Origin of the sequence: Neorhodopirellula pilleata, from assembly GCF_007859915.1 — a bacterium.
Taxonomy (GTDB): Bacteria; Planctomycetota; Planctomycetia; order Pirellulales; family Pirellulaceae; genus Rhodopirellula; species Rhodopirellula pilleata.
This window is the reverse complement of sequence record NZ_SJPM01000008.1, coordinates 209,260-223,954: the sequence shown is the minus strand read 5'-3', so window position 1 is coordinate 223,954 and position 14,695 is coordinate 209,260. Positions and strand designations below refer to the sequence as shown.

Sequence of the window (14,695 nt, the reverse complement as noted above, 5' to 3'; positions counted from 1 at the left end):
TGTTGAGCTGACCATCGAAATAGACCGGGTCGATCAATGACGTCGAAGCGGTTGCCACGTCGTCGAGCATGTCAATGATGAACCGAGCGTTCAGACCGTCCGTGCCCGTACCGGATTGATACGACAACGTTTGACCCGTGCTGACCGCGTTGACACTGCCGATCACGTTGACGACCGAATTGGAACTGGTGAAACCAGCGACCTGGCCGTCGTAGGCGTTCAATCGCAAGTAAGCACGCTGGGTTCCACCGATTGCAAGCGGTTTGGCGCGGACAACGACTGGGTTGATATTGTAGGCCTCGGCCAATGGCAAGTTACCGCCACCTGTGACCGACACCAAGTTGGACGGATCCAGCATTGCCGACGCCAGGGCATCGAGAATCTCTTCGATCGAAGCGTTGTTCGCAACCGGAACCGCGATGGCTCCGGCAATGGCCGGGTTATTGCCCGGTGCAACAATTTGGAACACCTTTGGAAGGTTATTGTTCACGCCCGCAGCGGCGATCGTGAACGTGTCTCCGTATCGTACACCCGCGAAACCGAATCCTTGTGTGAGTTCGTATCCGAGCGGTTGGCCGAGTTGCAACACGTAACCAGCGTCAAACTCGTAAGTTGCTTCTTGGAACGGCACGGTCGCCACGGTCATGCGAATCTGATCGCCGTCGGCGATGTCCGAACCATTGACGTCACGATCCAAATCGCTTCCCAGTTCGAGCGCCTTGTGGCCCGCGTTGAGGAAGCGAATTTCGTAGGATGCATCGGGATCCCATAAGCCCGCGGTGGGCGTCAAACGGATCTTATTGCTACTACGCGAATGACCGAAGATGTAGTCACTTCCAGGTCGCAAGAGTCGACCGTCTTGCGTCACGACCACGTTGTCTTCGTTGACGGAGGACAAGCGGAAGTCGACTCCGACGCCCATCAAGTCTGCCACACGAATCTCAAAGAACGGTAGCAATGCGTTGTTGGGGTCAAATCCGGAACCGCCGAGTTGATTCCCTAAAAATACCGTCGTCGGTAGACCCTCGGAATCAAGACCCATTGTGTCGTTATCCAACGGAGTCAACAGCGTCGCGGTCGGTCCGGCGACGTCCACGCTATCGAACGCGCCGCGATCGTAGAAGATGTTTCCAGCTTGGCCACCGATACTCGGGTTGACCAGTTGATTGTCCGCTCGTCGTAGCCCAGCGAAGTCGGTAAGCGGTGCCTTCACCGGCGACAAACCAATGCCGACGGACTGCTTGACTTGGCCGAGGTCGGCCCGTTCTTGAGTCGATTCGATTCCGCTGTCGATCAACAAACTTGCCGCGAATACTTGCGGATAGTAGTTGAAATCATACGGAGCCGCGTTACTGACGTGATCGCGGAACTGATCCGTCGTTGTCGCGATTAGTGTGCTGTCGAAAATCCCCGCCGGCAACGTAGTGCCGGAGTTCTGCAACAGGGTGCCACGAACGATCACTTGAGATCGGTCGGAAACACCTGGCGTCGCGGACGCGACTGGGATGTTGCCGAACTCAATCGGGGTGTTGATGTCAACAAAGACGTTATTGAGCAACGTCGGCGCGGCACCGTTGGCAATCCGAACCCCAAAATCACCGCCAACGATCGTGTTATTGATCACACGGGCGAAAGGCGACGAGTGGCCTGCGTCATTGGCACCACCGTCAATCAAAATGCCGTCGCCATTTTGAACCAGCACGTTATTTCGCAGCACCACGCCGGGTACCTGCTCCGGCGTATTTCGCTCTAGCAGATTGCGGACCGGACCGGGCATGGCATTGCCCGAAAGACTGGTCGTCGCGGTGGAGGAAATCGCGTTGCCAGCACTTCGATAAATCGAAGTCTGTTGGACGATGATCTGACCTTGATCGACAAAGCGATTGCGGTCGGAACCTTCGATGACGATCTTTTTCTGACCGAGTGATTCAATCGTACTGTCGGCAATGAAACTGTTATTGACATCCGCAAACGTCAAGCTCAACCCATAGATTTCATCGAGCATAGTCAATGGGCTAAGGTTGAACCGTAGGTCGCTCGTAAATCGCTGGGTGTGGAGATCACGAGAAGCTCGGAAACCCAGTTGATCGCGAACCGAATTAATTGTTGAAATTAAATTGTCTGTCAATCCCGTTGCGGAAGCGCTAAAGAAAATTGGCGTGTTGCGGACGCCGTTGGTTGATCCCACGAGGCCATCAGATGTGAACTCGAAGAACACGGTCCTTGGGGCATCCGGGCCGGCGTCATTCGTGATGCTGAAGACAGGATTCTCAACACGCTCAACGACGGCATTTGCGAGATGCGAGGAAGCTGGCGTTCCATATTGAGCCCGAGCCACGGACAAGACATGACTACCGGGTGTGGTAATGGAGTTGGTGACCCGGAAGACTCGCATGACCTCGTCTCCCACGCGGACGAAGGTCGGGTTGGTATTGAAAAAGTTTAAGTTATTGGAAACAAAATCAGCCAAAGTCGGGTCATTTTCAACCAGATTCAGAAGCGTTGCATTGGCCACTTCAAAACTTGAAATGCCGCTGGCGAGGTCAGCATTCAAGGTGGTCGGTGCATCCACCGCAGTGAACCTGTTGTCCAGCAAACGCTGAGTTCCAAAGTTAACAGAGATGGTTTCAATATTCGTCTCACCGTTGACCCAAGGGACCACGTGTCCCTCGGCGCTGAAATCGAACAAGCCCGTATCGCCGTGAAGGTTCGCCGCCGCAGTGCCGTGCAATGCGATGACCCGTCCTTGAGGATTGGTCGTGCTGCCGCCGATTGAGGTGGCGTGAATCCCGGTGGTGTTCTGATTACCGGCAAAGTTAATCGCATTGATGATCGACGCGGCAACTTCTTCGGGAGTGAATTCGGTCAGGTACGGTACCGCAATGTTGGCACCCGAGACCGAGTTGCCGCCGGGCGTGCCGATGTGATCAAACTCGAACGTGACGAGGTCGAAACCGTTCGAGAGTGTGAAGGTGTCGCCATCGGAGATACCCGAACCGCCGTGAGCGACGTAAAGGTTGACCGCGTCGCTGGCGAGCCGCTCGTTGACGTGCGAATACGAGGTTGGCTGAATCGCCGGCTGGCTGATTGTGGAGGTCAACTCGGTGTTGAAATCGCCGTAATCGTAAATTCGATCCGCAGTACGAATTTCGATCTGATAATCGCCCTCGGTGATGATTCCTACGGACTCGCCGATTCCCGAGATCGAGTCACGTCGATTGCTATTGCCTGTTGAGGCGTTCGGGTTTCCTTCAGGATTGTCGATGAAGTTGGTATTATTTCCTGCACCGGTGACCCGCTCGCCACGCTCGGCTAAACCAATGATGATGTCGTCGATATGGGCAAACGTGCCGGTATTGTTCGAAGATCCCAAGCCGTTTCGGGCGTCCGCCGTCGTGGCGTTGTTGTAGTTGTTGTAGAGCCCGAAGTCCGAACCGCCCGGCAACGTGCCGCGATTAATCAATCGCAATACATCGCGGCTTGGATCGGCCGTCTGAGAAATTCCATCGTACAGACGAATCCCTGTCGTACCGAGCGTCGGGAATGCCGACTCGTTGGCCGCCGTAATGGCGGGATCATCCAGCGGGTTGGCCTGACCCATCGTCGCCGCAATGACGGTACGCATCGCGTCCCGAACAACGGTGGCACTGTCGGTGATGTTGACCTGCACCGCTACCGTGCCCGGAGTCACGCTGGCCTGTGATTCAACAATCGTTGCCGGCAGCGAACTGCCCGCAAAATTCGCCGCATCGGTAGCGTCATTGAAACGCACCCAGTTCGGGCGGTCGATCGCATCAAGCACGGTGACATTCGGTTGCAACGCGAGGGTTGTCGACACCGCGTCGGCGACTTGTTCGGCCGTCCAAGTCGGGTCGTAGATCACTTCAATTGCGCCCGGCAAACCGGTGTTGGCGGTTTGAACGAACTCGACCGTCGAAGTGCCCGCAGTGGTCGGAAAAGAGAACGAAGCCGAGCCTGGCAAGGCGGCGAGTTCCGCACCCGAGAGCATTTTCAGGATCAGACCGCGATCAAATTCGAAGGTCGCAGGGACACCACCCACCGGAGTGATCGTGAATTGATGGCCGTCAGGAATGGTGTGCGCCGGCACCCCATGCAATTCGCTGTACTCGCTGCGCATCTCTCCTGCGGTGCTGTACTCGAAGCGAATCCGTACGTTTTCGCTGCCGGCGAAAGGCGACAAATCAATGCGAGCCTGGCGGAATTCGCCGGTCGTGAAAAGCTCTTGGACCGAGATCTTGGAAACAGGATCGAAGTAGTTGCTTCGACCATCAAACTCTTCGCCTGCATTGTTAACGCCTTGGTTGGTCGACCCCAAGTTGCTCGTTGCGACCAAACTCCACTGGTTGTCGTCGCCGGTGACGTACACGCGGAGGGCGTCACGGACGTCCGCGTTGTTATTCGCATCGGTAATGTCGTTGCTGGCCAACAGGTAATTGAAATACAACTTCGGCTGATCGGCGGCAGTGGCTTGGGACAGGTCGATCGCCGCACTCTCGACGGTGCCGTGGGCGCCACCGGGGACGTTGATACCGGCAATATCGCGAGGGACCAATCCGTTTTGCGCATTGGTGCCGCTGCCGTCGAGCAAATTTTGTGGGTTTTCAAAACCGAACATCAGCGTCGTTCCGCCGACCGATTGGTTGCGGGCGTTTCCAGGATTGGTTCCGCTTGGCAACACACTTTCACCGCGTGCGCCAGCATTGCCCTGTGACGAACTGACGTGCCACGGGCTGCTGGACTGTGGACTGAAGAACATGCCTTTGACGTTCGCCGGAAGCGAGTTCGTTTGTGTCTCGCCCCCGTACTGGAAGATTGGCCTGGCAACCGCGTTGCCGTTGAGTAGCTCCAGGGGTTGGAAAGCAAACAATTGCCCGGTCGCTGTCTGACCGATCATCAAGCTTTCGGTGCCGTCAAGCGTCATTCCGATCGGCGCCCGCGTGACGTTTTGGAAGACCAACTCGGTCACACCGTCCATCATCACGACGCGGCCCTGCATCTGACCGAGAGTCGCCCCCAAATTGGGATTGAAGCCGCCGTTAGGAGCCAGCGTACCCATATTGATGTCGTTGGCTGCATTGGCTCCTTGATTGTTGCCCGTATCAATGCTGTAGCGGAATACGTCGCCAGTGTCGACGAAGGCGTATAGGAAGCCACCCCGCGTCACGATACTGGTTACCGTTCCTGGGGTATCGACGTAAACCTGGCCAACCTCTTCAGTACCCGACCACGGAAGGTACCCTGGCAAACCGCCGGACGTATTTCCATCACCATCTTGAGCAAAGTAGTTCTCAGGCGCCGCCGCAGCGAATGCAGGCGGAATCGTTGTCCGCGTGTTGGTCGTGTTCGTGTTCACTCCGCGGCTGATCAGGCTGCCGTCGTTCGGATTGGCCAAGAAAATCATGTTGCGGGCCCGCTCTGGCGGGATGGCGGCAAATCCGTCGATATACGTCACAGTGGCGACTGGTGTTGTATCAGGATCATCACCGCGTAAGACCGAGACGCCACTCAAATTGGAGCGATCGGCTACGACGTACATTAATCGCACCGGATCTGTCTCGCTCGTGGTTGGATCGGACCAAATGTCGGCCGCGCTGAACTGCAGGCCATTACCGGCACCGGGAATGACACGAGAGGTATCATCGGCGTTGGTCCCCGTGGTTCGGAAATACTCGTAAGTGTTTGTGCCGATTGAACCGCTGGTACGGACAGTCCCATGCGGTTCAACGACGGTGAACTGACGGTTATTTGAGCGTCCGCCCTGGATCATCCGCATGACTCCTTCGGGGTCGGCGGTCAGGATCGCCGCATTGGAGTAGCGGCTAGCTGGGTCAGACACGTTTCCATTCGCGTCCTCGTTGATGATTGAATCCCAATTTCCAGTGAATGCATTGTAGACACGAATTTGGCTGTCAATAGTACTGTTAGGACCATCAATCATCGCGATCAGCGGCACATCGCCGAGCGTGTACCTGTGAACCGCATTGTTGGGACTGAACGCCGGCACCAATGTCGTCGTTTCCGTGGCAAATTGATCGGTACCACGGCTACCGAAGCTGTCGGTCGTTTGCGAACCGGTGGTGATCTGGTTCGGGAAAATGTTATCGGTGAACCGTTCTTCCACGAAACGCGGTTGCCCCTCGATCGGTTCCAATCGGACGCCCGTATTGGTGCTGTTTTCGTTGGTGTACTGGTCGAGTACCGAGGAGATCTGATTGTTCGGAGCAACCCGAACGGAATAGCTTTGGTCCGGAGGGAGCGTCGGCAGCGAAATCGGGCCGATGAATGGATCGGTCGTTTGAATGCTGCCTCGTGCCAGGTCCTTTTCACCTTCGTTAGTTAACGCACGGTCGTCCAAGATGTTGCTGTTGGTACCGATCGCGATCAGCTGGTTGTTCTGATACAGGTACGCCGTTAAGTCGATGTCGTTTTGCGGGTAGTCGATGTCAATGACGGTCGATACGTAATCGGGCACGGTCGCATTCGCGATTGAAACTTCACTGGTCAGACTCTCGGTACTGTCCGCGACGATGACCTCACGGCGTGACACGGTAAAGTTGACGGTATCGATGGAATCGTTGACATTGCCGGCACCGGTCAGCATCGCGCGATCGCTTTGGTTCAAGTCACCTAAGCTCATCGTGTCCGTTCCGGTTGCCGTTCCGGCCAGTGGCGAGTGGGCGGGCAAGCCGATAATGTCCACACCGGTGGTCGCGTAACGGATGTCGGCGAATCGTACCGTCGAGCCACCGAACTCGTCTGCTTCCCGCAATCGAACTTGCAGTTCGTATTTGCCTGCGGTGCGACCGGCGGTGTATTCGGCTGGGGTGTCGTCATCCCATAAACCCGCGGACTTGTTGGCCATGTCGGTCGACGAGTTGCTGCGAACGCGAATGAAGTATTGCTTGTCCGCCGTACCCGTTCCTGGGAGCGACAATCGCAGACCGGCGTCATACGGATTTTGAGATCCTTCGTCGAGGTAGCTTCCGTCCGAATTGGTGCGAGCCTGGGAGCTGAGTTGCAGTGGCAGACCCAAGGTCGGGTTGCCGGCAGCGGGGCCGTTGACATCCGGCAGAGTTCCGCCGTTCTCGGTTCGCGAATCGTCGCTGATCGCGATCAATCGAGGTTGGTTGTTGACCGTCTCAAAGACTTCGATAACCGTGTCCAAACCGTATTGCGTGTGGTCGATATCGATCCATACGTCGGTTCCCGGTTTGGCATCGAAGCGATACATGTCGGCATCCGAAGGCGTGGCGATCGCCGCGTGGATGGTGAAGCCGAGCCTTGAGTTTTCGTCGCTGGTCTTTTCGCCCGTCGCCAACAGACCCATGTACTGAGCCGTCTGCGTCGTTGAATTCAGATCGGTATTGCTCTCCAGTTCCACCAACGTTTCGACATTACGGTCATGCGAGTATTCGTTGAGCTGGATACTACGCCATGCTCCCGGAGCCAACGGCGCTACCACGCTTCGGGTGGCCTGACCCGAGATCGAATCCGCGATCACTTGGCTGACGGCGTTCAGCTGAGCGGTATCGTTCACGGCGAAAGCGACGTTGATGACATCGATTGCTGCGGTGATGCCATCGGTCGCATTAACGATCGGCAGGTAATCCAGCAGGGTGCCGAATCCGATGCCCGATTCGATAATCGTTCCACCGGTCGAGGTGGTGTAGCCGCCGGAACCATTGTAGGTGTAAACGGATGTTTCATCGATCGCGATGGCCTCATTACCGGCCGGGTCGGTGATGTCCACCCCTAGGATGCCTTGCACGGCGTAGTTGGCACCCTGCAAACGCGAGATCAAGCTGGCTTGATCCAGTGACGGGTTGACGATCGTTCGGCCTTCGTCGGTCACCAGGACCATGAACTTTGCCGCTGCGGCGCGCGGCGTGTAGTTATTGAGTGCGAAATCCATCGCTGCAAAACCGTCTTCGAGGGCTCCGGAGATGACGAAGTTCGTTGCGGCGTTTCGATATTGAGCAGCCGTACCAAAGAGTCCGCCCCCGACCAGAATCGATCGTCCTTCGGTTCCTACCGAGCCACCGAAACCAACCGCACCGAAGCGATTGCCACCGTTGACACCGATCCCGTTGGCCAACAGTTCGCGGTTAAGCTCGTCGATCAAGTCGGGCGAGAATTGCTGCGCGTTGAACATCGACCCGCTCTCATCCATCAGCACGATCACGTCGGCAAAAGGTGCCGCACTGGAAACCGTAACGACACAAGCGCCCGTATTGGTCGTATCTCGCATCGGGTTGCCGCTTAGATCGAATCCGGCACCCACGGTGCAGTCATCGATCGAAGTCATGACGACGGGATGTCCCGGCGTGCCCAAGACATGAATCCGTCCGCCGACGCGATCGTTGATGTCCAGCGGCAATCCGTCGGCGGTGAATCCGGCGTTCGTTCCGTCAAGCTTGATGACCAATGATTCGTCGACCTTACTGGCCAGACGCAACCCGCCTTCGGTGTGGAAGTTTGGTACACGAATCTCGCCAGTCACGACGTGAACAATATCGGTATCGTCCCAAACCGATTCACCCGAAAGCGTTTGCTCGCGGATCGACAAGCCGTTGATCGCCACGTCTTGCATACGGTTGTCACGGATCAACGGGCCTTGGTTCCCGATCGTTCCGCTGACGATATTGGCCGGGCCGGATTGGCGACCGGTATCGGCGACAAAATCGTTGCTGAGGGCATCGGCATTGATGCTGATCGCGGTCAGACCGGTGGAAGTATTTCGTGACGGGAATGAGTCACCATCGTCGGCACCATCGAAAGTGTTCCCGACAAGAATCGGCTGACTTCCAACGACATAAATGATCGCTCGATCGTTGGGGCCACGTCCCAAACGCGGACCCGACGAAGAGATCGATCCGTCTTGTCCGTCGAGGTTATGTTCAAAATGGGTGTTGGCGATCCGCGCCTCGGCTTGGTGAATTTCGATCGCATTGAACGCAGCCGTGTTGAGTTCCAGCGACGACGTTCCGCCGGCGTTGGCGATCAACGCGTGATCGATCGACAGACGCGACGAATGTGCCGCATAGATACCTGACCAATCTCCCGCTTCCCCGTCACGATCCGCGTTGGAATTGGTGATGCTGTTGTTGTTGGTATCGAACGTGCCGCCCGCACCAAATCGGTCGTCGTTGATCGACGTGAAGATGATGTCCTGGCCCGGTTGACCTTCGGCAATCAGCGAAGCACCCATCGTTATCTCGATGCGTGCGTCATTCGCCTTGATGACCATACCCGGATCAATCACCAGACCCGCATCGCGAAGGCCACGACGGTACGCGGCACCATCGGCGAACAACGGGTTGCCGACCGGAATCGAATCGCTCGGGTCCGTCACAATCGTACCGTCATCGGTGAACGCGCTGTTGGCAGAGTGCTCGGCGACGAACACATAGGAGTTCGAACCCGGATCACGGCGGTAGATTCGCTTGGCGGAGTACCCAGCCGGTTGGCTGGCAAAGTTGGCGACACTAATCGTTCCAGCCGCCGCGATGTTCACGCTCAAAGAAACTTCGCTCGGTAACGATTCGTTCCCTTGACCATCGACGAATGTGTAGAGGTACTCGTAGGTTCCTCCGGGCAGTGAGCCGAGCGTGAAGGCGTCGTTGGCGGTCGGACGGGAGGTCGGACGATCTCCGGTTCGGCGCGAGAACTGGTCATCGATTCGGCGATTGATCGCAAGGTCAGCGAATTTCTCGTTAAGCTGATCACCGATCGCGGCCCCTGGATTGGGAACCAAGATCGGGTTGCTGCGCGGAATGATGCGACTGTCGTCCACGCCCGTTCGTCCGTTATCGACAAACGTTGATGCGGTTCCGGCCATCTCTCCGATGAATCGATAATTGCCCGTCGGAGTTGCGCGGTACACTCGACGTCCGACAAAATCGGCAGTCAAACTTCGCGGCGAATTATTAGAGATACCGTCGAAACCACCCAGCGCTACCGTCGAATTGGCAGCCGCCACTGTGAACATTCGCGGGGCGCTCGGCAAGGATTCGTTTCCGAACGCATCGACAAACGTGTAGACATACTCGTAATCCCCTGCGGCAAGCTGGCCAGGTGTGACTGTCGTTGCGAATGTCAGGCCGTTGGACGACGGACGGGAACCACGTAAGGCTCCGAGCGGGTCATGCTCGAATTTGGCACCACCGGGTGCACCTTGGATAATCAAGCTTTCCGACAAGAAGTGAACAATGTCCGCGTCATCGAAACGCGCCGGAACGGTCAACTTCTCGAGAGGACTTCCCAGGTCGGTCGGAATCGAAATGAAGATCCCGTTACGTGAGTTGTTACTCAGCTCGTTACCGGTGATCGATGGACCGATGCGGTCGTAGTCCGGAACGAAGAATCCGTATTTCTGATAGCGAGATTCAGTGAATGTGGTGTACTCGAACGATTCCAGGTCGGCGGTCACCGCAGCCGAGGCATTGTCGCGAATCGTGTTGAACGAAATTTCAGGTCGTTGAGCTGAAAGATCGATGGGGCTGGCACCACCACCGCCGAAACGAATGTCGGCATGGTTGACGTAATTGACGAAGATGCCTTCGCGTTCAGCATCGCTTCGACCGGCTTGGCGGTCGACGTCGGCGCGGAACACCAATCCACCCCATTGACCCGGTGCGGCGAAACTCGTGGTATTCGGGTTGCTATTTCCGCCAATGGTGCGATCGCTGTAGGACGTAAAGTACACCGGATTGTCTGGTTGACCCAGTACTTGCAATGCTGCGCCGAGTCGCTCTTCGCTGTTGTCGGATCCGATTTCAATGCTCGTCCCCGCGAGTTTAATCACCGCCCCCGCGTCGATCATCAAGGTGGTATTTCCCGGAATCTTTAGCGAACCGCCGTCGGCCAGATCGCCGCTGCCGGCGTTACCGATCAAATAAGGTTGCTGTGATTGGGGCGCGACGAGACCGTTTGCGTTGGATTGTCCCAAAACTCGGATCACGAATTTCGGCTCTTGCAGGTTGTTCGCCGCAGCGATGTTACGTGCATTCTCGACGAAGCTGATCGCCGAATCGATTTGATTGAACGGTCTGGCCACCGAACCGTCCGCACCGGCAGCCGGGGCGCGATTGTAGACGTAAAGTGTATGCGTCGTGTCCGCCGCGTTAATCCAGAAGTTGTAGTTGCCCCCCGCTTCGCCATCTCGATCGCCATCAAACAGCGTGCCGTCGACGTCCGTCAGCACATTGTTGGGAGACGCGATCGGGTTGTAATCGATCCGCAGATCGTATTCGCCATCGCTTGAGCCACCACTACCAGGCACGATCGAATTGGTATCAAACTGGTTGCCTTCGGACGTGACCGCGAGTCGGTATTGTCCGCGAGGAAGCGTCAAGTCCATGAACGGATCGGCACCGAAGTAATCGTCATTGACCGCGTAGATGCTCCATGGAGCGTCGGCGGCCGCATCAATATCTCGGGCGAACAGAACCAGCTTCGCATCCAGCGTGCTCGCACCCGCCAAACGTTGGGCGACGACTTCCGCACGGAACTTGCCACCCGTTGCGTTGTCGACTCGGAAGTCATACTGATCGACTTCGTTGGCTTCGGTCTGATACAAGTGCTGGCCGTGCAAGACGTCGACCACGCCGGGATAGACCCACTCTTCACCAGGGATTGGAATGCCGGGCTGCGGAGGGTTAAGCGTGGGCGTGACAGTGTCGCTGTAGCCGAGAAGGCTTGAGTAGCCGAGATCCGAAGCATCGTTTAGGCCAAGGACCCGCATGAATTCACCCAGGGCCGCCTCGAAGATGGACACCTCGGTGAGCGAATTGCCGTACTCCAACGACCAGTTCTCACTGCCGTCAAAGATCAACAAATTTTGAGCTGGATCATAAGCGGCCACATCGCGGTCACCTTCGTTGCTAACGGTGCCACCGACCGGGAACATGTCACCGACAACGATCCGCAACGCTTGACGAGTCGGATCCCCGGGGACTTCAGCCGTAGGCGTTTCGATGAAATCGATTCCGAATGTGTTACCGAGAATGCCGATCGCTTCACGGAAACGCAATTCCATTTCCGGGAACATGACCGTGTTCAAGTTGGGCACCGGAGAGCCATTGGACGCGCCGTAAGGCAGCGTCTTTGAGAAACTGTAGTAGAACTTCGCAATACCCGTGTCGTTGTCGCGATCGAACGCTAAATGGCTTTCGATTCCCACGTTGCGGTGTCCAGGCGCATCGGCGGCACCGGGCGAGTCAATTCCGGTGCCCGCACCACTGATCGATTGGCCGGTGATTTGGAACGAGGCGCGACCATTGAGCGTCTGCGAGTCCCCTGGGGACATTGACAAAACATTCAAATTCACGGTTTGGGGATTCTGGTCGTCACCGATACGAAGTCGTAGCGTGTCGACGTCGGTTCCGCCCACTAAATCCGCCAGATCCGTTGGGAAAATCAGCCGAACTTTCCGTTGGGACATCGGCAAAGAAGCCTCGTCAATCGTGCCGCGGTCCAGTCCGAGCAACGACGGATCGATTTCCACCAAACCAGGAATCATCGGGGGCAGGTCATCGTTCTGCTCGATGGTGCCATTGGTCGCGATCAGTTGATAGAACGCCGGATTCAAAATCCCAGCTGGATTGGTCAGATCGAGTTCCACAAACAAATCGGCCGAATCGAAATACACGTCGATCGCATTGCGGGCTTCGGTCACATTGACCGTCCCGCCCGTACCGGAGACCGTGACTGGGGCCGGCACCACTGCGGTGACTCGAGCGCCCAATTCAACTTCGAACATGATCGACTGTTCGGTCGCGCCCGGCAGATTGGGCTCGAACGCGATGAAACTCGACGAGGTATCGGTGGAGTCGTCGCCTTGGACCGTATTGCGAACCACCAATCGGTAGTAGCCGTCACGCAAGGTCTCTGCGAAACGCAAAATAACCGAACTTCCGTTTGCTGCGATTTCTCGGCTGCCAATCGCGACTAACGACGGATCCCCGGCCGCATTGTCGAAGTCAGGATCGTCAAAAATACCGACCTCATAACCGAACGGATTCTCACCACTTCGCTCGCTGTATTGAACGAAAATGTTTTCCGGATCGAGTGCCGAAGCGCCATCAAGAGTGAAACGTCCGTCAAATGAGACGATCAATTCTTTGGGCGACTCGGTCAATTGGGTCGGTTCGTCGTCAAGATCCATTTCCATCAAGAAACGATCATGCGGTCCAACGCCGATCAGGGACGGACCTGCGGCGGCCGCTGCTGGAGTCGGATCAGGTAAAATAATCCGAGTCGGGTCGAACTGACTCACCAGGCCACTGATGATGTACTCGCCGATGCTCGCGTAGTCGGAATATCCGTTGCTGGCGGGTGTCAAATGGCCGACGCCGTCGACGCTCAGATAATACAACCCTTGGGGAAGCGTTGTGTTGATCGTCGCCCCAAGCGTGTTGGCCGGGTTCGACGTCGCGACCACGTTGCCGTTGGAGTCATATAGTTTGGCCTCGATGTTGAGGTTAGCACCATCACGCAGCTGGGCTTGTTCGTAACTGACGGTGAATCCGCCGGAGCCATTGGAGGTGTAGAGCTGATTGACGTAGGGTGAAATGTCCAGCTCGATCAAACCGCCCGGACCCGTTTCGATTTCAAAGAAATCCATGTCCGTGCGATTGTTCACCAGACCGTAGGCGAACACCGGCCATTCGGTGGCATCGGGATCCTTGGTGTACGTCACTGGCGATGCCAACGGAATCGTGTTTCCTTCGTTGTCACTTCGGAAACCAAACCCATACCCGCTGACAATCTTCTCAAGGTCGCCGACGCCGCTATTGAAGTTCTGACCAGGGCCGGAATTGGTCGTGGCCGGATACTCGCCTTGGTCCCATTGGACGATGTTCGCGCTGAAAGGAGCACCCATGATCGGGCCCCAGAAGTTTTCGCCTACGCCGTGACCGCTGTAATAAGTCAAGTCTGGGTCTGGACCGGTATCACCATCATGTGACAAGCCCAGCGCATGCCCGACCTCGTGTGAGACGGTTTGAGCTGCCGCCACTTCGCCTTGGTTGAAGATCCATACAGGCGTCTCGGTCGCGTTGGGGAATCCATCATAACCCCATCGGAAACTGTCGATGAAGGCAACACCGCCGCAAGAGTTGTTGCATAGGCCCATCGTGTTATCAGTGATGATCGCTCGGACGCCCCACTTCGTATCACTGCCACCCGTGTTGACCAACGCGGCCTCACCCGGATCCTCAGTCGTCACATTCACATTGAACGGTGCAAAGTCCGCAGCAACCCGTCGCCAAATGTTTTGAATCCGAAGCAACTCAGTTGCTGAGAACGCGGGACCGTTTCGTTCAGGGTCATACGGTTGAGCCACGATCGGCGAAACACCGCCGTTCCAAGCTGACACGGACGTGTCTCCATCAACGTCGATGTAGATCGTGTGATCAGCACCGGGGTTGCTGTGTAGATTGAAGGTCGCGGCAAGCGGAGCGGGCGCGAGCTCGGTAACCGCTTGAGCACCCTGAGCGGCAATCGTGGCGTAACGCACGATATCTTCTTGCAGCAGATCCAGCGGTTCGACAGCACCAGGATGAACGTCGTAGTTGGTGATCGGTTCTGGATTGGCCGATGGCAGGAAAGGTCCGGCAGGTTGCCACACTTCAGCCGCCAATAATTCTCGCTTTTCGAGGGTCTCGTGGTTCAA

The 14,695-nt window shown here is 56.6% G+C and carries 1 protein-coding gene (cut by a window edge); it reads right to left on the bottom strand.

The features are described from left to right. Nucleotides 1-14,695, bottom strand: partial view of a tandem-95 repeat protein gene (locus Pla100_RS18720; RefSeq protein ID WP_146579209.1) — the 5' end (the start) only. 15,167 nt of this gene lie to the left of the window's left edge; the window shows 14,695 of its 29,862 coding nt (coding positions 1-14,695); the start codon lies at nucleotides 14,693-14,695; the stop codon falls past the left edge of the window.